This window comes from Vibrio kagoshimensis, from assembly GCF_050337535.1.
GTDB classification, from domain to species: Bacteria; Pseudomonadota; Gammaproteobacteria; order Enterobacterales; family Vibrionaceae; genus Vibrio; species Vibrio gallaecicus.
On sequence record NZ_JAKJSZ010000016.1, the window covers coordinates 92,918 to 117,371 of the forward strand.

The window sequence follows — 24,454 nt, forward strand, 5'->3', positions numbered from 1 at the left end:
AGTGGGGGCTTTGCTAGAATGCGGCGCTTTCCTGCACGCTCTTGTGCCGAAGCTTTGCGAAGTGAGATGAACGATGAAAAAAAGCCATGTAACCGTAGGGCTAACCAACCCTAAAAGCCCAACCAACGTGGGTGCGGTAATGCGCGCGGCTGGCTGCTACCAAGTTGATGAAGTTAAATACACGGGTCAGCGTTATGCTAAAGCTGCTAAGTTTCATACTGATACGAAGAGTGCGGCACGAACGATTCCTCTTACTTTTGCTGAGTCATTTCTTGATGATTTAGACCCCGACACCCAGATCGTATGTGTAGAATTAGCGGAAGGCGCAGTACCTTTACCTCGTTTTAAGCACCCTGAGAAAGCCATATACATATTTGGTCCTGAAGATGGGTCAATCACTCAAGATGTTGCAGACCGTGCTGACCATGTGGTTTATGTTCCTACTGTAGGCTGCATGAACCTTGCTGCAACGGTGAATGTGTTGCTTTATGACCGCTTGGCGAAATCAGAAGATATGGATGAGAGTGATGAGCTTATTCGTAGTAGCCGTGATAATCGCAATCACTTGTTTGTGAAGTCGTAATCGAGCTGTTTATTTTATTCATTAAAAAGCCCCAGCGAGTGTATCGTCTGGGGCTTTTTTCGGCCTATTTATCTATTTAAGCAGTGATTATTCCGCACACTTTGAAGCCATAATTTGTAATGGTTTACCTGAGTCATCGAACTGCAAGCTCCATACATACTTACCACCATTGCGGATCGTAATTGCTGTATCTTGACCATAACCACCTTTGGTTAGTGGATTCATTTGCCCCAACTTAAGGTTTAGACCATCTGCCGTAAATTGTGGAGACCACGATTTAGATGCATATTGCATGCGATAGCTACCTGGTTTTTCAGTAGTGACAACTTGATAGGTGTTATCGCCCTTATATTTTAATCCGCGTTTTGCTACATGCTTCCAACCAGAATCTGCGAAGTTACCTACGACATAAAGCTGACTAGTGATGGGACCTGTACCTTCAACGGTTGGGTTATCACATTGAGCCATGAAACCGCTCCCCACTTCGCCTCCGGTTGCGATAACCACTCCAATAGGCGCTTTGTCACTCGGTTTAGTCACTTCTAAGAAGCGAGCTTCAAAAGGTTCAAGGGCAATGGCATATTCCCCATTATTAGCAGCAAGAGCTTGGTTAGACTGAAGGTCGTTCAAGTCATCTAAAGAAGCCGATTTTTCTTGCGATAGCGCGATGGTTTGAGCTTGATCTGTCACATTCACCGCGTAAACAATGGCTTTGCCTTCAAAGGCTTTGTGGTCAACATAAGCGACGTCACTAGCAATAAGGTTGGTACGTTTACCTTGCGATAATGCTGGATGGTTTTTTCTCAGCTCCATCAAATCCGTAACGTATTGTTTTAGATCTTGCTCATTAGCGTTTAGCTGAGCCGTAATGTTTTCAATTTTAGCGCTGGTACGGGCAACGTGGTCATCACATAAGCCGTCAACCGCGCAGTCATCAGTCCAAACCTTACTTGCAAAGCCTTCTAACTGATCGCCAATTTCATCGCCGTAATAAGTCGTAATCGGTCCTGTATAAGCCGCTTGGAAAGAGAAAGCCGCTTTGTAACGTTGCCAGTATTCTTTATCTTGTGGAGATGCAATATCACCACGTTGCATTAAGTCACCAAAACGCACCAAGTCATGGTTACCTATCATTAGGTTTGGTTTAGCATGGTCTGGGTACAATGAATGTAAAGACATACCTTCTGCTAACCATTCTCCATCTTTCCCGCCAACCCCTGCTTCATTTACAGCAAAAGTTTCTGTTAGGCGATAGCGCATAGGGAAATCGAATGCAGAACACAATGCAGGAGCTTCATTGCTGCCATAGCCAGTCTCTATAATGCGGTTTTCACCCGCCCAGATTTCCGCGACCATGTATCCTAATGGGTTAACCGTTTCGCCTTTGTTATTAACATATTCAACTTGAGATGAAGCAGTATCCACGGTTTCACGAATCTGAGTCCATGCTTCTTTTGGTACTTGGTAAGCTTGGTCTAAACGCCACCCATCAATTTTTAATTCTTTAATCCAATATTCAGCCACTTCTTGATAGAAAGCTAAGCTTTCTGGGTAAGAAACTGGGTTATCTTCGCCGTGAGGAAGCTTACCTGTTGGGGAGGGAACTACGTTTTTCTTATGATGACCAAATACACCGTCGAAGAATACATATAAACCACGAGCATGCGCTTCTTCCACTAATTTTTTAGCGTCTTCTAATGTGCCAAATCTAGGGTCAATATTGAAAAAATCAGTAGCAAAGTACCCTGTTGCATCTAATCGGTCGGCCCAGTGATCTTGTCCTGCAATTGGCTCTGAATTGAATATAGGAGTCAGCCAAATGCCGTTCATGCCTAATGATTCAATGTAATCCAGTGAATCAATAATGCCTTGAATGTCGCCATTATGATGGCTGGTGCCGTAACCCGTCCCATGACCAATCGAGTTATCGCCATCTACGAAACTTTCTACCATTACTTGATAGATTCTAAGATCATTAACAGCAGTATTATTGTCAGCTTGGCATTGATATGCAGCGACGGTTGGTGCTTGAACAGATTCAGGTGAAGACTGACAACCCGCGAGTAGGATCGCTGAAATTGCCAGAGCAGTATTGGATAAAGAAAGTTTCACGTTATGGTCCTTATTATTGTGATTCGATCTTATTATTCATCATCCCAATGTTCTATAAATCCTCCATAAAAATGAGGGCTCGGGAGTAGAGGATAGGCTGAGAGATCTTAGTCACGATATGTTCTAACTTTCTTATACAAAGCATGATTGACTACAAACTTTCATCACCAATCGTGCAATATGTCCCTGAAAATAAATGAAATAAAAATTTATAGTTATTGATACCAATAAAGGTTCTGTCGGTGGCGTCACTCTCTGTTATCTCAAAAACGGGGAAGAGCACTTTATAAATCAATTGTTATAGTGTCTTATATCAAATGTTAATTTTACCGGTTTTTTAATGCTTAATAGCTATAGTTAACAGCTTTTATCATGTGGTAAGTTTTATTTTCATAGGCAGTCAGACGTTTAGTAAGGTGGCGTAAGTGAGCAGTCAATCCGACCCGTCCAGTGTTGTTTTTAAAGGCATGCCGCGTTTTCAATCGCCATTTATTATCAATAGCCCTCATCGGAAGTGGCTTGGCTGGAAAGGCATTGGGCACCGTTTAGTACTGGCTTTGGCAATGCTTTCTTTGACTACCATTTTTTTGTCTGTCGTTTCATCATTTACGTTTAAAGATTTGAATCAGCGTTTAGTCGAGTTGAAAGAAAGCGAGATCCCCGCTTTGGAACAAGCTGCTCGATTAAATGACATGGTGAGAGTGATCATTTCGACCTCTTCTCAGCTTGGAGGTGCAGAGTCCAATATTGAACGTAAGCAAGCCATGCAAGATATTGAGACCGCAATTGAAGTCATGGATGGCATTATGGTTAACTTTCCTGACTATCATGCCTATTTTAAAGATCTTATCGCCCAAGTTGACCACAGTTTGAGTTTACTTTACCAAAGTGAAATTGAACTGGAATTGTTAAATAAAGAGTTACGTAACTTACTCGAAGGCTTTTATCCTTTGCTGCAACAGGCAAGCGACTCGCTGGATAATTTGCCAGACGCCCGTAAAGAAGAGATTCAATATACTCAGCTAAAATCGCTTCTCTATTACCAATTAGGTTTGGTTGAAAAGCTGTATAACGACTCAAGCTTTAATGAACTCGATTACACGAGTTACCGCCTTGAGCAGGTTGGTGAAGAGTGGTGGGCATTATGGGTGAATGGTGATCTGAGAAGCGACTTTCCGGAGCTTGATCATCAACTTACTGTTATATACAACTTAGCTTCCAGTTCGAGCAGTTTATATGAACTTAAGAACAAAGCTTTGGATTATCGCTACCAAGAACAATACTTTTTGCAAAATAGCCGCGAGTATCTTAATCAATTGACGGTGCAAATTGAACGTAACACCAGTACCGTTAACCGCAATATTGATCAGTCAATTAATGAAGCTCAGCTTTCCCTTCAATCTAACCAGCAGCTTTCTTTATTTCTTTCTTTATTCAGTATTTTGGCTGCCGCCGCTATTTCGTGGTTTTACGTTCGTAAAAGCATTTTAGAGCGACTCTTACAGTTAAAAGACAATATGTTCGCTATCTCAACGGGGCATTTAGACACTGAAGTATCCATCAGGGGTAAAGATGAAGTTACCCAAATGGCGAAGTACTTAAAGGTATTTCAAATGACGGCGAAAGCGGTGAAACAAACTAATCGCAAGTTAGAAGCTGAAGTGGAAGAACGGACGATAGCAGAAGCTAAGCTGCGAATTACGCAAGATGAGTTAGTACAAGCGGGTAAGTTAGCGGCTTTAGGGCAATTGAGTGTAGGGATCACCCATGAGATAAATCAGCCCCTCACAGCCGTTAATAGCCACGTTCGCAGTGCTCAACTTTGGTTGGATAAAGGCCGTGAAGATAAGGTTGTTCTGAATCTACAAAAAATTGAAGGGTTGCTGGAAAAGGTGTCTGCGATTACTCGTCACTTAAAAGCTTTTTCAAGAAAAAGCGATGGGAAGATTCAAAACGTCGAGCTTGAACAGGTGATTGGTGATGCTATTGAGCTTTTCGAAACTCGCCAGAATAATGTCCCCGTTGTGTATGACAACACTGGATCTTTTTGGGTGAAAGCCAACAGTATCCGGCTTGAGCAAGTGCTGGTTAATCTGATCAGTAATGCTTTAGATGCCGTTGAGAAACGAGACGCCCCTAGCATCATTATCTCAACCGAAGAAACACGAACGTCGGTGAAAATTATAGTCAAAGATAATGGGTTGGGTATTCCACAAGAAGATTTACCTCACCTTTTTGATCCTTTCTATTCTCGTAAATCATCAGGAAAGGGGCTTGGGCTGGGTTTGTCTATCGCATACAACATAATCAAAGATTTTGGTGGTTCAATTCATGTTAAATCGGTTGAACACCAAGGCTCCGAATTTATTGTCACACTTCAAAAAGGCACAGACTCATGACATTTGAAAAAAACACCGTCTTTGAAAAGCATATTGTTCTCATTGACGACGAAGTGGACGTAGTTGAAGCCATGAGTGAAATGTTAGAGCTTGAAGGGTTCTGCGTTAGCTCTTTTACTGACCCTAATGTGGGGCTGAAATCACTCAATTCGAACAGCCAATCTGTCGTGCTTTGTGATGTGAGAATGCCAAAGGTAGACGGATTAACGTTATTGAGTTCCATTCAGCATAGAGCACCAAATGTGCCCGTACTTCTTATGAGTGGTCATGGTGATATACCAATGGCAATTGAAGCCATGAAATTGGGCGCGTTCGATTTTCTGGAAAAGCCATTGAATACCGACGAACTTATTGAAAAACTCGATCTTGCCTTGGCTCAAAGCGAGCAAAGCCGTCCTAAAGCGTCTCAAGGTGATGAAGGCGATATTTTGCCTATTGAGTCTGTGGTGATCGGGCAATCTAAAGCGATGGACACAATACGTAAGCAAGTTCTGGCTTTGGCTCATACCGGTGTGGATACCATCATCAATGGCGAAACGGGTACTGGTAAAGAGGTGATAGCCAGTGCGCTTCATCAATTCAGCAGGCGAAAAGCTAAGCCTTTTGTGGCAATAAACTGCGGTGGTATGACAGAAAGCATCATTGAAAGTGAATTGTTTGGGCATGAAGCTGGGTCTTTCACCAGTGCGAACAAAAAGCGAATTGGTAAAATTGAACAAGCGAATGGTGGCACTCTATTTCTTGATGAAATCGAAAGTATGCCGATTACTGTTCAAATCAAGCTACTTCGAGTCATTCAAGAGCGCATGATTGAACGAGTCGGAGGGAATGAGTTAATCCCAGTAGATATTGTAGTTGTAGCGGCCAGTAAAGCTGATTTAGCAAGCCTAAGTGAAACGGGTGAGTTTAGGGCTGACCTTTTCTATCGATTAAATATTGCGAGCTTAAATCTACCCGCCCTTCGCCAGCGTAAAGAAGATATTCAGGTGCTGTTTAGACATTTTGTCATCCAAGCCAGCCAAAAGTACAGAACGCGACCTTCCACAATTTACCCTGAGCAAATACAACAGCTTTGTCGGCACGAATGGCCTGGCAACGTGCGTGAATTACGTAATGTGGCAGATAGGTTCGTCTTAGGTATTGTTGGGGATGGGTTTGATCTTCAATCGCCAATTTGTGAGTCTACAGGGGAAGATTTCGCTTTTGAAAAGCAGATGGAGCAATACGAAAGGAACGTATTAACTGAAGCCCTCATAGAAGCGGGTGGCAATATAAATGAAGTGTCGAGTAAATTGAATTTACCCCGAAAAACGCTTTATCGAAAAATGAAAAAACACCAATTAGATAAAGACAGCTTCAAAGCTTAGTGCTCTCTTATCATGGCTAATGGCTAATGGCTAATGGCTAATGGCTAATGGCTAATGGCTAATGGCTAATGGCTAATGGCTAAGAGTTAAGAGGGTTAAGTATGGATAAAAGAGAAGCACAAACCATAGAAATTTCATAAAGACATTAATGACCCATTTATTTGCCTTATAAATTAACTAATACTTCAAGTGATTGTAATAAAAGAATTTTAGTATTTGGCACAATGCGTGCAATTGATGGTTGTGGCGCAAGTTCACAGGAGTCCAATTTTGGTATTACCGCAAACCTGTATCGCGGTAGTTCAATATCGATTTGGTCTAATAATGGAAAGTAAAAGAAAAATTGCTTTTGCAAGGAGATACAAACATGAAGCAAATACTGAAGGGGTCTATTGCCCTAGTTCTAGGGCTAAGCTCAATGACTGCATGGGCAGCTCAAGAGTCAGCAAACTTAGGTCCTCGTCCCCTCTTTTTAGTCAACAATATGGATGAGAGCCCTTTAAAAACCAAGCTACTGAGTTGTAGTGAGGGACCTTTTCATCGCAGCGATTTTTCAATTGGTCACCGTGGAGCTGCTATGCAGTTTCCGGAGCACACCAAAGAATCGTACCTAGCTGCGATTCAAATGGGAGCGGGTGTCGTTGAATGTGACGTGACGTTTACCAAAGATAAAGAGCTTGTTTGTCGTCACTCTCAGAGTGATCTTCACACCACAACAGATGTTTTGGCTCACCCTGAGCTTGCAAAGAAATGTTCAACGCCATTTACACCAGCAAACCCTGCAACTGGGGAAGATGCACAAGTTGAATGCCGAACATCAGATTTTACGCTAGCGGAATTTAGAACTCTGAAAGGTAAAATGGATGGTGCTAACCCTAAAGCGACAACGGTTGAAGAGTACATGAATGGCACTCCAGGCTGGCGCACAGACTTATATAGCCAAAGTGGGACGTTAATGACACACGCTGAAAGTGCAGAGCTATTTAAAGCACATGGCGTGAAGGTTACTCCTGAACTGAAGTCGGCTTCAGTGGAAATGCCGTTCAATGGCTTCTCTCAAGAGATGTATGCTCAAAAGCTAGTTGATGAGTTAAAAGAAGCGGGCTTCAAACCATCAGAGACTTACTTACAATCATTCAACCTAGATGACGTGAAGTACTGGGTAAATAAAACGCCTCAGTTCGGTAAACAAGCCGTGTACTTAGATGATCGTGTATATGATCAAGCGGATTTTGTTGCGTCAGTGAAAAATATGAAAGAGCTGCGTGATGCGGGCGTGAATATTATTGCTCCACCACTATTTGCACTGGTTGATCTGAATGACAAAAATGAAATGGTCGCATCTAACTATGCGAAGTTAGCGAAAGAAGCGGACCTAGATATTATTGCTTGGACTTTGGAGCGTTCAGGTCCACTTGATCAAGGTGGCGGCTGGTACTACCAAACGGTTAAGCAAGGCATTAACAATGATGGCGACATGATGAAAATGTTAGACGTGCTCGCGCAAGATGTGGGCGTATTAGGTGTATTCAGTGATTGGCCTGCGACCGTGACTTACTATGATAACTGTATGAATAGTAAGTCTTAATTAAGATTTCACTTAACATATATTACTAACCAACGTTATTAACTAATATTGATAAGTACAAGCGGTTAGTTATATTGAAAAGAGCCTTCGGGCTCTTTTTTTGTTTAAGATTTTAGTGTGGGAAAGTAAGGGACAAAAGTGACCCAAACTAACTAAATACCTTTGGACACTTATGACTCATACCAGAGTGGCGTTTTAGTTACTGAATTTAACTTGTTGAAAAGTAATAATTATTTTTTTGGCATGAAGGGTGCAATAGTGAGTTCGACTTTCAACAATAAGTAAAATAAGGTTTGAATATGAAAATCAGTGTTAAAGGACTGTTAATCGCTAGCTCATTACTGCTTCCATCAATGGCTATGGCAAGCGACTGCTCTAGCCGTGGTGTGCTAGACGATAGATACTGTGATGAAAACCAAGATTTGGTTGCCGATTCACCAAAGAATCCTGATGAATGGAATGATCCAAGTACGCTTGTGTTTACCTATACACCAGTAGAAGACCCTGCATTGTACAAAGATGCGTTTGCTGATTTCCAAGCTCACTTGAGCAAGATTACTGGTAAACGCGTTATTTATTACACGGTTCACTCTAACTCAGCTCAAGTTGAAGCTATGCGTTCAGGCCGACTTCATGTTGCTGGATTCTCTACAGGTCCTACGGGCTATGCCGTTAACTTAGCGGGTTACGTACCAATCGCTGTGAAAGGTGATGAATCAGGTTTCCAAGGCTATAACTTAATCACTATTGTTCGTAAAGACAGCGGTATTAATACTATGGCTGACTTGAAAGGCAAAAAGGTTGCGCATACTTCTGCTTCTTCCAACTCTGGTAACCTTGCCCCACGAGCTTTATTCCCTGCGAAAGGCTTAGTGCCAGATGAAGACTACAAAGTACTTTACTCAGGTAAGCACGACCAATCAATTCTAGGCGTGTTTAATGGGGATTATGATGCAGCACCCGTGGCATCGGATGTCTATGATCGCATGGTAGCAGCAGGACGAGTTGATGATTCTGAACTAAAAATTATTTACCGCAGCCCTCGCTTCCCTACTTCTGCATTTGGTTATGCTTACAACCTAAAACCAGAATTGGTTGAGAAGATTGAAGAAGCGTTCTTCAGTTACCGCTTTACTGAGGAAATGAGTGCTTCATTCAAAGGTGCAGACCGATTCTCTCCAATTTCATACCAAGAAGAATGGGATGTCATTCGTGATATTGCACACGCAACCGGTACGGCTTACACAAAAACTGGTTTGAAGAAGCTAGCAGAGAAAGATGCAGCGAAGCGTGCGAAGAAAAAAGCAGCGGCGTTAGCAAAACAAGCGGCTAGCCAGTAGCGCCTCATTAACTAGTGATTGTTATTGGAGAGCGTTACTAGATAACGACTCACCAATAACGAATAGCTTTCACTAGTTACAGGTTACACGCTTAACCAAACAATAATCACATTTACCTCTTTAGTTTATCCAATTGATAAGCGCATTTTAAATCTATGCCCTCACGGGTAGGGCATAGATCATCTTAAATTTTGCACAAGGAAATGCAGTATGGCTGTCGCAAGCTATGAAGGAATAAAGATTAATAACCTGTTTCATGAATATGTGGCAGGTAAGCCGATTCTTAAAGGCATTAATATTGATATTGATGAACCAGGTATTATCGCCATTATCGGACCATCTGGCACAGGTAAAAGTACGCTTCTACGCTGTATCAACCGTCTTAACGATCCTAGCCAAGGTGAAATCATATTTGATGGTGCCGATCTTACTCAACTGAAAGGACAAGCGCTTCGAATGCAGCGTCGCCATATCGGCATGGTTTTTCAAGAATACAATTTAGTTGAGCGCTTAACCGTCATCGAAAACGTATTAAGCGGGCGTTTGGGTTACATGTCGGCGTGGAATGCATGGCGTCGAAACTACTCAACTGAAGACTTAAATAAAGCCTTTGAGCTACTCGAATTTGTCGGTTTACAAGATTTCGCGAACCAACGAGCGGATAGCTTGTCTGGCGGACAAAGACAACGTGTCGGTATCGCCCGTGCGGTCATGCAAGACCCATATATATTGTTGGCTGATGAACCCACGTCATCACTTGACCCTAAAACAGCGGTTGAGATTATGGAGTTAATGGAAACCTTCGCTGAACAGAAAAACATTCCAGTTCTGGTTAACATTCATGATGTGAACTTAGCGAAACGTTACGCGAAACGCATCATTGGAATGTGTAATGGTAAAGTTCACTACGATGGTAGCCCAGAAGGGATCTCAGAAGATGATCTAAAAATCATTTATGGGGGTGAATCATGGCTGGATTAACACAAGATAGTAGTGCTGTTCAGAACTCATCAAGTACACATGCTTCAAGAAAAGCAGTAAATAGGAAAAACCCTTTTAAAACGTCGTGGACGAATCGAGCAATTATGGCTGCGATTGTAGCGTATCTTTTCTATAGCTTTTCGACCTTAGGCTTAACGTTTGACCGACTTATTATAGGGTTTGGCGAAAGTGAGCGATTACTTGCAAGAATGTTTCCGCCAGATTTTTCTCGCACCAGTTTACTGCTGAGCGGGTTAGCTGAGAGTTTGCAGATTGCGATTATTTCGAGCTTCTTTGGCATTGTTATTTCACTATTTTTAGGCTTGCTTGCTGCTAGAAATATGATGCCTTCAATTGTTTCAACGCCGATACGTGGCTTCATTGCTTTATGTCGTTCTTTTCACCCGGTGATTATTGCGATCCTGTTTGTGAAAGCAGTAGGCTTTGGCGCTTTGGCTGGGATCTTAACTTTGGTTTTTGCTTCCATTGGTTTCATTGCCAAGTTGTTCGCAGAAGCTATTGAGGAAATATCGTTTAAACCTGTGGAAGCGATAAAAGCGACTGGGGCAAGTTTCACTAGCGTGATCCTATATGCTGTTATGCCACAAGTATTTACCCGCTTCATTGGTTTTGCAAGTTACCAGCTTGACTCGAATTTACGTAATTCTACTATGGTCGGCATTGTAGGTGCTGGCGGTTTAGGCGGCACACTTTTCTCGGCATTCCAGCGTTTTGATTACGATTTTGTTGCGGCTATATTGATGACCATAATCGCATTGATTCTTGTAGGTGAATTTCTTTCAAATATTGTTAGGAGAGTCTTCTAATGACAACGGCTTCTATAGATAAAGAATGGCAACGTTTTACGTTTAATGAGCGCATCGCTCGGTTTGCGATTTACCTTAGCTTAGTGTGTGCGATTGTGTGGTCATGGCAGACTGTTGAAGTGATTCCAGAGTTCTTGTATGACGCCCCAGCTCAGTTTGCTGACATGTTTGAACGCATGGTGCCGCTTGATTATGCATTCTATCCAGAGTCCATTCATGCAGCGATGATTGAAACGTTGCATATCGCAACTTTAGGTACTTTGTTTACCTTGGTTTTTGCTATTCCTTTAGCGTTACTGAATGCGCCAAATATTACGCCTAATAAAGCACTAAATTGGGTTGCTCAATTCTTTCTTGTGTCTTCTCGTTCTGTGAATTCATTAGTGTGGGCACTCTTGTTTATTGCACTGTTTGGCCCTGGTGTTCTTGCAGGCATTATGGCGATTGCCATTCGCAGTATCGGCTTTGTAGGGAAGCTGTTAGCGGAAGCCATTGCTGAAGTGAACATGGGGCCAATTGAAGCGCTGAAAGCGACTGGTGCTTCTTGGATGAGTATTTTACTTAAAGGTTATTGGCCTCAAGTGATGCCAGCTTTTTACTCTATTGTTTTATTCCGTTGGGATATCAATGTACGAGAGTCAGCAGTGTTAGGGCTAGTGGGTGCGGGTGGTATTGGCGTTATTCTAAATGATGCTCAAAACCTATTTGAATGGCAGAAAGTATCCATGGTGTTAGTGAGTATTTTTGCCGTAGTGATTATTGCCGAAGCCGTAGTAATCCATATTCGTAACAAGCTCATTTAGTCATTGAGATAAATACAATTCATAACAGTTTAGAGCTTAAAGTAACACTTTATAGCTTAAACGACCCTAGGTTCTTTCGGTCAACCTAGTGGTCGTTTTTTTATGCTTCTAACTTTATCTTTTAAGTGCGAGGTCTTTTTATGTGCCGGGTCTATTAAGAAAGAGCCTTTTTAATCACAAGAAGTTTCTCGGTGAACTCAGCAAAACCATATCCGCCCGGTTTAGACATAACGAGGCTAGGGTGGTGCTCTAACTTGTCCCAATAATGTTGGATGTTTGCTACACCAATGGTGAGAGGTAAAGATTCAAACATCTGCTGATCATTCATAGAGTCACCCACATAGCAGGTATGCTGGTGAATATCTTCTTCTGAAAAGCCTTGCTCTTCCAAAAACTGATGAACTGCATTTCTCTTAGAATGGTCACCATACCAAGCGTTAATGTGAATAGAACTGGCGGTTGCGTGAGCGCCTAATTCATGGATTTCTTTCAGTACTGCTTGCACTATTTTTTGATCAACGAGCTCACAGTTCTGCCCAATATCAATCGCCACTTCACATAGACGGTATTCTTGATCTAACGTGAGTGATAGCTCTGGGTAGCGGGTAAGGATGGCTTCTATTTGTTGTTTCAGCTTAGCTTGGTTTGCTCTGATATCGGTTAGCGGAAGGTTAGTGCTTATTTTCAGTGAACCTGATTCCTTTTTAAGTAAAAAAGCCCCATTTTCCCCAAGTACCGCATCAACAGGCCAAAGCTGTGCGATGTGATCACACCAGCCTGCACATGCCCCTGTTACCGCAACGACCTTAATTCCGTTGTCTCGGAGTTTCTGAAGCGCAATTAATGTCTCTGGTGGTAAAGATCCTTCCCAGGTTAGAGTGTCATCGACATCGGTGAATACCCAGTTTATGTCTTTCCATTGCGCATTAAGCTGTTCTTCCATGCTTACTTTCATACTTAAGCTCGCTAATGTCATTGAGAGGGTGGTTAGTTAAGTTATTAGAGTTTTGAGATGTTTATTTTTAAGTCCGCCACCTGATCTTTTTGTCAAAGTTCAAGTGGCTTAAATAAGAGATTGCGTTTAGAAGATACAGTGTTTGGCGAAATCAGTGGCTTCATTGGTGGTCCAGTCACCTTTCGGTTTATCTTTCATATCCTGACACCAAGCTTCACTGCCCACTTCTGTACAGGCCATAAGCTGAGTCGCAAGAAAGATCACTAAAGCGAATTTTTTCATCATAACATCCATATTTAACTGATAAGAGCCATTGATATTACAAGCTTATTTAGAAAGACCCAAGTGTGTTTTGACGGTGTTTTTTAATAAAATCGCATTTTTAACATTGTGTGTTTTTGATGATAATTATTACTCTGGATTTAAGGATTTAAGGATTTAAGGATTTAAGGATTTAAGGATTTAAGGATTTAAGGATTTAAGGATTAACAACGAAAAAGGCCAGCAAAATGCTGGCCCTTAGAATCTGTAACAATACTGTTTAAACGAGTTTCATCTCTTGGATGATATCTGAAGCGATTTCTGGTTTTGTGCTTGTTGGCTTCTCGTGTAAATCAGACTTTAATTGTCCTTTTCGGTTGCTTAGCCCCGCTTCTAGTTTTTTTAGTGAAGCAGCGATTGCAGGATACATTACATCGTCAGTTGATTTTGCTGAAACTCGAACACCTTCGTAGTTTGTGAACACCTCTACCTGATGTTGGTTGTGTTCTTTCGTAATAATAATGTCGCAACTGATCAATTGTGGAAAGTGGTTAGCGATTTTATCGAACTTACTTTCGATTTCTTTTCGTGAGTCGTCGTTAATTGATACGTGATGTGTTTGAACGTTTACTTTCATAAATCATACCTTTCCAATGACTGTGTAACCTAAACGTAGCAAAGATGCGGTAATTTGACCAAGAAGGTATTCACACATGTGTGATTGACTTCCATGTTATCAAATAATCTCTATTGAGCCCCTTGAATATAGGGTAACTAGCACGCATATTATGTTTCGACAAAACGAAGGCTGTGCAAAAAAACTCCATTCTAAATTTTATTGTATCTATTCTTATTCCTAATACGTTCTATGTTGGTTTTTTGCAGCTTGTTGGCACTATTTCTGATCGACTTTTTTAAAGGTTCAGAGCGTCAATATCCATTGGGTTGCTTGTTCACATCCTATTTTTCTCTCTAATAAGGTTAGCAGTGTTGCCGCAGTCTGCAGTTAAGTTTTCCTCCTAAATGAAGTTTTGTATCTCGTTAACCTAGCTACTCACTGCTATTGTAGTGATCCAAAAGATAGAACATTACTCCAACTAGATTATTTATCTGCGTGAAAAGAACCCTACGAATACAGGCAGCCTTTCGCTGCCTCTGCTAGATAGTATTAAAATACTAAGATGTGAATTCGTAAGAGGATGGCACGACAATCACGCCATTTTTTGAAATGTGAAATCGTTCTGCATCGACCTTGTCATTAAGACCTATGGTGGTGCCATCTGGCACTTTTACGTGCTTATCAATGATGCAGTTTTGGATATGACAATTCTTACCGATTTCGACCTCTTCAAATAGAATACTATCAATCACAATGGCGGCATTATTGACTTTAACTTTTGGGAAAAAGATGGAGTTCTGAGCCGAACCTCCCTCTATTACCACACCATTGGCAATCATTGAATTGATGAAGATTCCTTGGTTGCCTTCTACTGAGGCAACCGTTCGAGCTGGTGGCTGTTGAGGTTCATAGGTTCGTATTGCCCAATCTGGTTGGTATAAATCAATGGGAGAAATTGGCTTCAACAAGTCCATATTGGCTTGGTAGTAAGAATCAATGGTACCGACATCTCGCCAATAAGTATCTTGAGTGACGCGCCCGGCTTCATCACCAAATTTATAAGCGTAGACTCTTTGGTTATCGACCAGTTTTGGTATCACATCTTTACCAAAATCATGGCTTGAATTTGGGTCTTCTACATCATCAAGTAACGCTCTAATTAATACCTCTTTATCGAATATATAAATCCCCATAGACGCAAGGCTGCGTGTTGGCTTGTTTGGTACGCAAGCTGGATAGTTGGGTTTTTCTGAAAAATTCTGAATTTGTTGTGCGTCGTCTATTTCCATTACGCCAAATTCCTTGGCTTCATCAATAGACACTTCCATACATGCAACCGTTAAGTCGGCTTTGGAATGCTTATGTTGTGCAAGCATTGGGGCGTAATCCATACGGTAGATATGGTCACCAGAAAGAACAACCACATGCTTAGCATCGCTACGAGAGAGCAGGTATAAATTTTGATAAATCGCATCGGCAGTTCCGCTGTACCAACTGTCTCCCGTTCTCATCTGTGGCGGTACATTGGTAATAAATTCGCCCAACTCTGGGTTTAACACCGACCACCCGTCACGTAAGTGTTTTTGTAGAGAATGCGATTTATATTGAGTTAACACTAATATTTGACGAAGCCCAGAGTGCAAGCAATTCGCTAAGGTGAAGTCAATAATTCGATACTTTCCACCAAAAGGAACCGCAGGTTTCGCTCGGTTGTCCGTCAGTGGTGAAAGGCGAGAGCCAACACCGCCTGCTAATACAATAGTTAATGTATCTTGCATAATCAGAGCCTCTATACGTTATGTTTTTATTTGGTTACCTATGTAATTAGCAAGCATTAAGCCAAAACTAACCTATTGAATAGTAAAGATAAGATCGTAGTAGATTTGAGGATCGCACCAAATAGTGGCACGCAATCGGGCACTTGCTTACTTTTGGTGATTTTACCGGTCAAAGTACAGTGGAAAATAACCATATACGGAACTGATGCACATAAAAGTCGCATTACAAAACTGTCAATAAAAATCGCCTATAAAGTGATCGTATCGATATAAATGTAAATGTTTGATTAATAGATTTCACAAATTGATTTCCATCAAAAAAGTAGGGTTATTGTGGTGTTACCTTGCACGAAAATTAAGAAATGATTCTTCATTCACTAATAAAAAGAAAGCCCTACAAAAGGAAATAATAATGAAAAAAACAGTATGTGGTTTAGCTATTTTAACAGCCCTAATGTCAACGAATGTCCTTGCTCATAAAGAAGGTGACATCATTATTCGCGCAGGAGCGGCAATGGTTTCTCCGAATGACAGCAGTGGTGATGTGCTTAATACATCAGGCTCAAAATTTGGCGTAGATTCTGATACTCAGCTTGGTTTAACTATCGGTTATATGATCACTGATAACATCAGCTTTGAAGTGCTAGCAGCCACACCTTTCTCACACACAATTTCAACAAATCATGGTGGTTTAGGGGACATCGCAGATACTAAACACTTGCCGCCAACATTTATGCTTCAGTACTATTTTGGTGATGCAGACAGCGATTTCCGCCCTTATGTCGGTGCTGGTATTAACTACACGGTATTTTTCGACGAAGAGCTAAACAGCACGGGTAAGAATGCAGGGTTGAGTGACCTTTCTTTGGATGATTCTTGGGGTTTGGCGGCGAACATTGGTGCTGACTACATGTTGAATGATGATTGGTTCCTAAATGCATCGGTTTGGTATGCAGATATAGATACAACAGCAAAATACAAAGCTGGGGGAACCACTTACTCAACAGATGTCACTATCGACCCATGGGTGTTTATGATTGGCGGCGGTTATCAATTCTAAGTGGAATGATTCCATTCGCTAGCTAACTTATCTTCAAGAATGTTTAAGTATTCTAAAGAATAAAACAATAGCCTGAGATCGCTTTCGTGCTCAGGCTTTTTTGTGTCTGGAAACCATACGAGATCCAAATTGGTCATGCTTTGTTAATATAATAGAAGTATTACTGTCATATCTCGTCTTTAGTATCCCTCCCTCAAATTATGGAGGGTTTATGAATCGTAACGCTTTTAAGCAGAGAAATAATAAGTTAAACAAGTTTGCTTTGCTGGCCCCAGCAATGGCGACGTCAGTATTATTTGGCTGTAGTCAAAATACCACTTCAGAGATCAGCCAAACGGTCAGCTCTTTTTCTGCTAGTGATTCTTTTGGTATTCAATGTGCCGAGAAGCAAGCCCCAACCGTCAGTGATGCGGAATTAACGGGCATCGCCCTTGTTGGACGTGCTATCGCTCAAGCACCATTTGCGACTTCAGCCGCTGAAATTGTGAGTTACGATTCATGCACCGACAAACTTTATGTTGTAGATGCTCAAGCTAAGATTATTGATGTTCTTGAGCTAGATTCCTCGACTAAACCAACGCCCTCAGGGCAAATAGATCTGCAGTCAGCAGCGCGACATTCAGGTATTGAGATTGGTGCAGCAAACAGTGTTTCCGCTAACAACGGACTCGTGGCTGTAGCCATTGAAAATTTAAATAAACAACAAAATGGCATCATTGCGCTTTATCGTTCCGACACTCTAGATCTAATCACCACTTACGCTGCCGGCGCACTGCCAGACATGGTGAGCTTTTCTAAAGATGGGCGCTATTTAGCAGCAGCAAATGAAGGTGAACCCAATGCTGATTATTCGATTGACCCTGAAGGAAGCGTGACTCTGGTTGATATGTCGAATGGTCCTTTAAACGCAAATAGCCCTTTAGATGCAAAAGTGTCACAGATTGATTTTAGAGCCTTTAACTCTGGCGAATATCGTCATTCAGAGTTAACCAATAAGGTTAGAGTATCAGCGCCAACTGCCACAGTCGCTCAAGACTTAGAACCGGAATATCTGACGTTTGGTGACAATGGAAAGTTGTATGTTGCATTGCAAGAAAATAATGCCTTGGCAGCGATTGATGTAGCGACTGCTAGCATTGATAGTATTTTTGGTCTTGGTGGTAAGTCTTGGGAAGACTCGAAATTAGACGCTTCTAATAAAGATAAAAAGCTTGGCAATTTTCAAAGCTACCCAATGCTAGAAGGGCTTTATATGCCAGATAGTATCACTAGCTACAGCGTAAATGGTGCTACATATATCATGACTGCAAATGAAGGTGATGGTCGTGAATATGGCATTGAAGTCACGCAAAAACAGTGTGATGAAAAAGAGTATGAATGGGATGGTGATGACTACCAAGACACAGCTGAATACTCGACTAAAACAGACTTTTGTATTGCTTATGTCGATGAAGTGCGAGGGAGTAAACTCAAAGTGGATGCGAACCACCCTTTAGCTGAAGCTCTGAAAGATAAAAAGCAATTGGGTCGATTAAAAGTTATTAAACCGCAAGACACACTCAGCGCTGATGAAAAAGTTCAAGCGTTCGGTAGCCGATCTTTTTCTATATGGGATGAATCTGGTAAACGAGTGTTTGATAGCGGAGATGATTTTGCTCGTATTACACTAGAAGCGAATCCAAAGAACTTTAATAGCACGAATGATAACAACACGAGTGCAGATGACCGCAGTGATGATAAAGGGGCTGAACCTGAAGCCATTGAAGTAGCGAAGATTAATGGTCGCCAATACGCATTTATTGGGTTAGAGCGCCAAGGTGGCATCATGGTTTATGATGTGACCCAGCCTGCTAAATCTCGTTTTATCACTTATGTAAATAATCGAAACTTTGATGAACCAGTCTGTACTCAGGTAGACGAAGAAGGGGAATGCAGTAACGGTATTTATAACCCTCAAGCGGGTGATTTAGGTCCTGAATCAATCAAGTACTTCACTCGTTCAGGTGACCATTTTATCGCGGTTGGCAATGAAGTGAGTGGCAGCACGTCAGTTTACCGCGTTGAATTTTAATCACGCTTACTGTTACTCGATTTAACCCAAACAAAAGCGCCACTACTGAATAAGTCGTGGCGCTTTCTATTTATACTTCGCAAATGTATGCGTGATAATTGGTTTCTATGGTTGTTGCTTAGTTGGTGCTAAAGCAATCTCACGGATACATACGTTCTGTGGTTGTTGGTAAGCGAATGATACCGCGCGTGCGATATCGTCTGCTGCCAATACGCCACCCATGTCTTCTTTCCAAGAATCGTAACCATCTTTGATTTCTTGAGATGTTGTGTGAGACAGAAGTTCAGTCTCTACTGCACCCGGTGCGATAGTGGTAACGCGAACATTTGATGCCGCAACTTCTTCACGAACGTTTTCAGAAATAGCGTGAACAGCGAACTTAGTACCACAGTAAGCAGCGTGGCTTGGGAAAGTTTTCTTACCCGCGATTGAGCTGATGTTGATGATAGTACCTGTGTTGCGTTCCATCATTGGAGCAAGAACAGATTGCATGCCGTTTAGAAGACCAATTACGTTCACATCGAACATTGTCTTCCACTCTTGAGCGTCTTGAGTATCGATTTGACCAAGAAGCATTGCACCAGCGTTGTTGATAAGCGCATCTACAGGGCCAAATTTCTCTTCACCTTGTGCGATTGCTGCATCAAAAGATGCTTTGTCTGTTACGTCTACTTTCACAGATAGAGAGTTTGGTAGGTTAAGCGCTTCAAGGCGGTCAACACGACGAGCTAAAAGTAGCAGAGGGTGGCCTTCATCGCTTAGACGACGAGCGATTGCTTCACCAATACCAGAGCTTGCACCTGTAATTACGATTAGTTTTTTCATTTTATTTCCTCTGTACTTTTATTGCGTCGGTTGGCTACGACGTATTGTTTAAGTGCATTCGAATCAAGTGCTTGTTGCCTTGCTTCGTTGCGATGGAGGTATATTAAGGAAAATAGCATTGTTGATATATAGCGCTTTACTTGAAACACTGTTGCTGTGATGCAACAATAAACATGTACTCTCTATTACTTCATCATCTTAAAATCTCACAACTAAGCTGGCGACCATGCTCAATCAAATTAACCTGTCTGATATTCGTTCTTTCGTGCTTATCGCGCGTTTAGGTAACTTTACCAAAGCAGCGGAGGAGCTTGATGTGTCGCGCTCCCACGTATCACGCCAAGTGAGTAGCCTAGAAAAGCAGATGGGCGTGACGTTGTTTATCCGTACCACTCGAACCTTAAGACTGACGCACGCAGGGCAAGATCTGTACGCGAGATGTGAACAAGCCTTAGATAATATAGACCAAGCTCTGATTGCTGCTGTGGATGATGTCGAAGAAGTACGTGGCGACATAAAAGTAAATTGTGTCGGTGGTTATCTTGGTGAAGTGATCATCGCGGATCTGGTCAATGAGTTCATGCAGCTCTACCCAGACATCAGCATTAGCCTTGATTTCAGTAGTAACCGAGTCGACTTGATTGAAGATGCGTTTGATATTGCTTTTCGCATGGGAAGCCTAGAAGACGCGGGCTTTATCGCAAGAAAGCTCTTAGATATTGAAATGGGAACACTCGCGAGCCCTGAGTATTTCGCTCGTAAAGGAAAGCCTAATCACCCCAAAGATTTGATCCATCATGATTGTTTAACGGGTTCGGTGCGCAAGTGGAGCTTTCAAGCGCTAGATGACACCAAGAAAACAGTCGATGTGCATGTGACGGGCAGACTGCAATGTAAAAATGGTCGAGTACTAGTACAGGGCGCGAAGTCGGGCAACGGGATTATTCGCGTGCCAACCATCTATTGCTTACAAGAACTTAATGACGGGCAACTAGAGCAGGTGTTTGATGAGTGGGTGGTGCCTAAAGTGGACTTTTCAGCGATCTACCATCGAGACCGTTATCAACCGAGTCGAATTCGAACCTTCATTGAATTTGTGAAAAGTCGCTTTGAGCAAATGCCAGTGAGCTAAGGCTTCGGGGTTCTCTCTTTCGTTATTCCTAGAATAAAATGTAGACAGAACGTATAGAAAAATAATAACAGGAAGGTCGCCACTATGTTCAACATGGATTTTTCAAAGAGATTGGTTATAGAAACCGAACCGTTAGATTGGGTCGCGAGCCCAGCCAAAGGGGTATGGCGCAAGCCGCTAGAAAGAGAAGATAAAGAATCGGGTCACACGACTAGCGTAGTTAAGTACGATCCTGAATCTTCATTTTCTGAGCACCCGCATCCGGAAGGAGAAGAGATCTTCGTGTTAGACGGCGTTTTCTCTGATGAAACTGGGGATTTCCCAGCGGGTACTTACATTCGTAATCCACCAGGTAGTGCGCATTCTCCATCGAGCAAAAGTGGCTGTACTATCTTGGTTAAGCTCAATCAGTTTGATGCAAGGGACTTAACTGAAGTTCGTATTAATACGCTTGAAAAGGAATGGCTTCCGGGCATTGGTGGCTTACAAGTGATGCCATTGCATGAATTTGAGCACGAACATGTTGCATTAGTGAAGTGGCCCGTGGGCGAGCGTTTTCAGCCGCATCGTCATTTTGGAGGTGAAGAGATCTTTGTGTTGTCTGGCACTTTTAAAGATGAACATGGCGAATACCCCAAACATACTTGGATGCGCAGCCCTCACATGAGCGAGCACTTCCCATATGTAGAAGAAGAAACGGTTATCTTCGTTAAAACCGGTCACCTGCCATTGGTATAGCGATGAGCTCGACAAACAAATAGAAAAAGCCGCTTTGTTCAGTAAGCGGCTTTTAACTTTTTATTTCTTGCGTAACTATTTTTATGTACTTATTTTTTATAGCCTATTTCTATCTATTGGCTGACTAGTAAGCGACACCAATGCGTTGGCGTGGGTACTGACCGGTTTCTAACTCATCAATCATTGCGATTGCGTAATCGATGACTGAAATCCTGCTATTGCCAGCGTCGTCTGTAAGCAGTTGGTCACTACCAGTACGGTAAGTCGATAGCTTATCTCCAGGGAATATTTCAGCCGCAGGGCTAATGAAAGTCCAGTTAAGCTCGCTACTAGATTGTTTGAAAGTCTTTAGTGCTTCGCCTTGTGCAAGAGCTTCGTTTTTGTAATCAGCAGGAAAATCAGGAACGGTAACCAGAGCGACATTAGGGGCGACCTCAAGCGAACCTGCTCCTCCTACCCAAAGTAAGCGATGGATGTTCAGGTTTGGCAATGAAGTAAGTAGCTTTTTAGCTGTGTTGTTTACAATGTCGTGATTACCCATTGCACGCCCCCCAATCGATGCGATTACTGCGTCTACACCAGACAAAGCATCGGATAGATTTGTGTCGTCACTCAGCAGATCAAATTGACGCACTTCTACATTGTCCAATTCTACTCGGCTAGGATCTCTGACGACTGCAACCACTTCATGCCCACGAGATTGAGCTTCTTGCGCGATGTGACTACCAATCCAACCTGAAGCGCCTAATACTGCAATTTTCATAATATTTCTCCAATTATCTAATTTATTGAGTCGTTTTCTCGACAGCCATTGCAGTCTAATAGCTCACTAGGTTGCGATAAATATCGCCAAATGATGTAGATTGTATCTATATAGTTATCTAATCAACTTAGTTAAGCAGCTAAACTCGAATCAAACCGGATAATCAGAAAAAACTGGGAGTGTGTGATGGATAAATTGACGGCAATGCGCAGCTTTGTAGAGGTGGCGAATTGTGCCAGTTTTACGCAAGCAGCTGAGCACTTAGGATTAAGTCGATTACAGGTATCACGCCACGTTCAAGAGATTGAAGCTTGGTTGAAACAACGATTACTGCATCGCACAACACGAAAGGTGAGCCTTACAGCTGCGGGAGAAGAGGCATTAAATCGTTGTGAAAAAATACTGTATGAAACCACCGAATTAGAACTGACCGCTTTGAATCGAAATGATCAGTTATCGGGCACAATTCGTGTTGCCGCACCTATAGGGTTAACTCAAAACATACTACTCGACGCTGTAGAGCAGTTCACCGAATTGCATCCCAATATTACAGTTGAACTATTTGCATCGGATCATTTTGCGCAGTTGGTCGATGAAAGAATAGATATCGCCCTTCGTTATACTGATCAACCTGACGACAGTTTGATCGCTCGCAAGTTGATGGTTATTGATTCCGTAGTGTGTGCTTCAGCTGAATACTTGTCTAAGTATGGTGAACCTCAGCATGTTGATGATCTTAAAGATCATAACTGTTTTAGGCACTTAGGTGCTTCCTCTTGGACGTTTGTCAAAGATAATCAGCATAAAGCTGTTGAGGTAACAGGAACGATAATCGCCAATGATATTGGTGTATTAGCCAGTGCTGCCCAGCACGGAAAAGGCATTGTCCACCTGCCTTGTGATTTGGCAAACCCTTTAATTAATAGTGGGAAACTGCAGCCCATCCTTAATGAATTTGTTGTACCCAGCAGCGTGTTATGGGCGGTCTATCTTTCTCGCAGTTATCAATTGCCTATTGTGCGGCAGTTTATTGATTTTGTTGCACAATCTTGGAGTTCTGACATTAAACTTGGCGATGATTAATGGTGAGGGCTTATTTCCAAAATACAAAAATCCGATACCCAAACGAATATCGGATTTGAACTCAATAGAGAAGTTCCAGTGTTTGATTGCTAATAAAGGACTGCCTTGTTTCATTTACTGCCTATGTTCCCTCCTCGTCATAAATTCTCTCATCTATCAATAGAGTGGCCGCTACACATAGCTATACCAAGACATAGCTATTCCAACATGTAGCGATTTCACACATAGCTATTTCACACATAGCTATTTCACACATAGCTATTTGCCTGTACCCACTCCACACTCATTGCTATACATAACCTCTTTTATACGAAGCTATGCTTCCTTGGATAACCTTCAACCATACTTGACGGGATTGTAGGCAGAGGTTGATACAAACTTTCGGTCATATCTGATAACACTTGGTCGAAGACTTGTGCGATAACCGTTGAAACATCACTGGTTAAATCGTACATCGCTTTTGGCGATAAGGTGATGGTCTCGCTCGACGCTAATTCTGATAGTTCGTGTATCGCTCGGCAGCCTATTGGTGAGGCAATACTAAGTGGGCATATCAGCGCTAGCTGATTCAGCTTTCGAACGGTTTTATCACAGTAAAATTTGACCCTTTGCTGGTCATCAATGGAATCCATATCTGGAATGCAAATTCGTAGCTTAGTTAGCACTTCCATGCTGTCGAGTACTTGTTGCCAGTTCATATGATATTCGCTCATCATATCTTCGCGCTCAGACTGAATAAGCCAGTTGATCATCACTTCATCTAGTAAGTACATGCTATGCCTGATACTCTTACCGTGTATCGTTTGGTTACGAGCTAAGCTTCGGCTTTGCCAATCATCATGCATCATTTTAAGTTTGTTTTGATAGATCCGGTACATTGGTCGGCTATCTAACGGTGCTTTAGTTTGTAATGAGTCGGATGTTTCAAGGATGTCAGCATAGATTTCGTTGACCTTAGAAATAGCTTCACTGGTGAGTTTGCAAGACAGTGCGTAGTGAGTAGCAGCTCGGTGTTGTCGTGAAAGTTGCAGTATCTGTCTTATCAACACTAGCGTTTCAAACTTCTGGCTGAGTGTTGCTTGTCGCTTTGTTGAATAGTGAAATAAGGTCGCGAGTATTACTAATGATGTAACAATTGAAATAATGACAAACATATCTAACTCCTTTTA

At 42.0% G+C, this 24,454-nt stretch carries 21 protein-coding genes; 13 read left to right on the forward strand and 8 right to left on the reverse strand.

Annotated elements, in window-relative coordinates; genetic code table 11:
- Nucleotides 1-73: 73 nt before the first annotated feature.
- Nucleotides 74-583, forward strand: coding sequence for an RNA methyltransferase (locus L4C37_RS15845; protein ID WP_429769140.1), 510 nt, complete (start codon nt 74-76; stop codon nt 581-583).
- Between the two features lie 87 nt (nt 584-670).
- Here the strand turns inward: L4C37_RS15845 and L4C37_RS15850 are convergent, their stop codons facing one another.
- A complete protein-coding gene (locus tag L4C37_RS15850) occupies nt 671-2,695 on the reverse strand; it encodes an alpha-amylase family glycosyl hydrolase (RefSeq protein ID WP_429769141.1) in 2,025 nt (674 codons plus the stop codon).
- Nucleotides 2,696-3,162: 467 nt separating this feature from the next.
- On the opposite strand from L4C37_RS15850, the gene L4C37_RS15855 reads away from it, so the two are divergent.
- The 7 genes from L4C37_RS15855 to phnE (L4C37_RS15885) all read left to right on the forward strand — a co-directional run bounded on the left by L4C37_RS15855 (nt 3,163) and on the right by phnE (L4C37_RS15885) (nt 12,000).
- Nucleotides 3,163-5,094, forward strand: coding sequence for an ATP-binding protein (locus tag L4C37_RS15855; RefSeq protein WP_429769157.1), 1,932 nt, complete (start codon nt 3,163-3,165; stop codon nt 5,092-5,094).
- Nucleotides 5,091-6,461 carry a sigma-54-dependent transcriptional regulator gene (locus tag L4C37_RS15860; protein WP_372267250.1) on the forward strand — a complete coding sequence of 457 codons (1,371 nt, stop codon included), beginning with the start codon at nt 5,091-5,093 and terminating at the stop codon, nt 6,459-6,461. Before L4C37_RS15855 ends, L4C37_RS15860 begins: the two co-directional genes overlap by 4 nt.
- A gap of 367 nt (nt 6,462-6,828) precedes the next feature.
- Nucleotides 6,829-8,049 (forward strand): glycerophosphodiester phosphodiesterase family protein, encoded by a 1,221-nt coding sequence (locus tag L4C37_RS15865; protein ID WP_429769142.1) that lies wholly within the window; start codon nt 6,829-6,831, stop codon nt 8,047-8,049.
- A gap of 299 nt (nt 8,050-8,348) precedes the next feature.
- Nucleotides 8,349-9,389 carry a phosphate/phosphite/phosphonate ABC transporter substrate-binding protein gene (gene phnD / locus L4C37_RS15870; protein WP_137371639.1) on the forward strand — a complete coding sequence of 347 codons (1,041 nt, stop codon included), beginning with the start codon at nt 8,349-8,351 and terminating at the stop codon, nt 9,387-9,389.
- Between the two features lie 210 nt (nt 9,390-9,599).
- Nucleotides 9,600-10,370, forward strand: coding sequence for a phosphonate ABC transporter ATP-binding protein (gene phnC, locus L4C37_RS15875; RefSeq protein ID WP_137371638.1), 771 nt, complete (start codon nt 9,600-9,602; stop codon nt 10,368-10,370).
- The gene (gene phnE, locus L4C37_RS15880; RefSeq protein WP_429769143.1) at nt 10,358-11,197 is read left to right on the forward strand and encodes a phosphonate ABC transporter, permease protein PhnE; all 840 of its coding nucleotides are present in this window, start codon (nt 10,358-10,360) and stop codon (nt 11,195-11,197) included. Before phnC ends, phnE (L4C37_RS15880) begins: the two co-directional genes overlap by 13 nt.
- Nucleotides 11,197-12,000 (forward strand): phosphonate ABC transporter, permease protein PhnE, encoded by an 804-nt coding sequence (phnE, locus tag L4C37_RS15885; RefSeq protein ID WP_137371636.1) that lies wholly within the window; start codon nt 11,197-11,199, stop codon nt 11,998-12,000. Before phnE (L4C37_RS15880) ends, phnE (L4C37_RS15885) begins: the two co-directional genes overlap by 1 nt.
- A gap of 154 nt (nt 12,001-12,154) precedes the next feature.
- On the opposite strand, the gene L4C37_RS15890 is transcribed toward phnE (L4C37_RS15885), so the two are convergent.
- The 4 genes from L4C37_RS15890 to glgC form a co-directional block, all read right to left on the reverse strand.
- A complete protein-coding gene (locus tag L4C37_RS15890; protein ID WP_429769158.1) occupies nt 12,155-12,943 on the reverse strand; it encodes an HAD-IIB family hydrolase in 789 nt (262 codons plus the stop codon).
- 138 nt (nt 12,944-13,081) lie between these two features.
- Complete coding sequence (locus L4C37_RS15895; protein ID WP_372267245.1) at nt 13,082-13,237, reverse strand: DUF3012 domain-containing protein; 156 nt, start codon at nt 13,235-13,237, stop codon at nt 13,082-13,084.
- Nucleotides 13,238-13,496: 259 nt separating this feature from the next.
- Nucleotides 13,497-13,853: a ribosome hibernation-promoting factor, HPF/YfiA family gene (gene hpf, locus L4C37_RS15900; protein WP_137371635.1), complete on the reverse strand. Its 357-nt coding sequence runs from the start codon at nt 13,851-13,853 to the stop codon at nt 13,497-13,499.
- A gap of 539 nt (nt 13,854-14,392) precedes the next feature.
- Nucleotides 14,393-15,613: a glucose-1-phosphate adenylyltransferase gene (gene glgC, locus L4C37_RS15905; RefSeq protein ID WP_273296222.1), complete on the reverse strand. Its 1,221-nt coding sequence runs from the start codon at nt 15,611-15,613 to the stop codon at nt 14,393-14,395.
- 412 nt (nt 15,614-16,025) lie between these two features.
- Here glgC and ompW point away from each other — a divergent pair, with 412 nt between their 5' ends.
- On the forward strand, nt 16,026-16,673 hold the full coding sequence (gene ompW, locus L4C37_RS15910; protein ID WP_429769144.1) for an outer membrane protein OmpW: 648 nt from the start codon (nt 16,026-16,028) through the stop codon (nt 16,671-16,673).
- Between the two features lie 277 nt (nt 16,674-16,950).
- Nucleotides 16,951-18,744 (forward strand): choice-of-anchor I family protein, encoded by a 1,794-nt coding sequence (locus L4C37_RS15915; RefSeq protein ID WP_429769159.1) that lies wholly within the window; start codon nt 16,951-16,953, stop codon nt 18,742-18,744.
- Between the two features lie 105 nt (nt 18,745-18,849).
- Here the strand turns inward: L4C37_RS15915 and L4C37_RS15920 are convergent, their stop codons facing one another.
- Nucleotides 18,850-19,569, reverse strand: coding sequence for an SDR family oxidoreductase (locus L4C37_RS15920; protein WP_004733012.1), 720 nt, complete (start codon nt 19,567-19,569; stop codon nt 18,850-18,852).
- Nucleotides 19,570-19,795: 226 nt separating this feature from the next.
- Between L4C37_RS15920 and L4C37_RS15925 the strand changes: the two genes are divergently transcribed.
- Complete coding sequence (locus L4C37_RS15925) at nt 19,796-20,701, forward strand: LysR family transcriptional regulator (RefSeq protein ID WP_372264507.1); 906 nt, start codon at nt 19,796-19,798, stop codon at nt 20,699-20,701.
- An 84-nt stretch (nt 20,702-20,785) separates the two neighbouring features.
- Nucleotides 20,786-21,439 carry a cupin domain-containing protein gene (locus L4C37_RS15930; RefSeq protein WP_273296217.1) on the forward strand — a complete coding sequence of 218 codons (654 nt, stop codon included), beginning with the start codon at nt 20,786-20,788 and terminating at the stop codon, nt 21,437-21,439.
- Nucleotides 21,440-21,563: 124 nt separating this feature from the next.
- Here the strand turns inward: L4C37_RS15930 and L4C37_RS15935 are convergent, their stop codons facing one another.
- On the reverse strand, nt 21,564-22,202 hold the full coding sequence (locus L4C37_RS15935) for an NAD(P)-dependent oxidoreductase (protein WP_429769145.1): 639 nt from the start codon (nt 22,200-22,202) through the stop codon (nt 21,564-21,566).
- A 186-nt stretch (nt 22,203-22,388) separates the two neighbouring features.
- Here L4C37_RS15935 and L4C37_RS15940 point away from each other — a divergent pair, with 186 nt between their 5' ends.
- The gene (locus tag L4C37_RS15940; RefSeq protein WP_429769146.1) at nt 22,389-23,285 is read left to right on the forward strand and encodes a LysR family transcriptional regulator; all 897 of its coding nucleotides are present in this window, start codon (nt 22,389-22,391) and stop codon (nt 23,283-23,285) included.
- A 305-nt stretch (nt 23,286-23,590) separates the two neighbouring features.
- On the opposite strand, the gene L4C37_RS15945 is transcribed toward L4C37_RS15940, so the two are convergent.
- The gene (locus L4C37_RS15945; protein ID WP_429769147.1) at nt 23,591-24,439 is read right to left on the reverse strand and encodes a hypothetical protein; all 849 of its coding nucleotides are present in this window, start codon (nt 24,437-24,439) and stop codon (nt 23,591-23,593) included.
- Between the last annotated feature and the right edge of the window lie 15 nt (nt 24,440-24,454).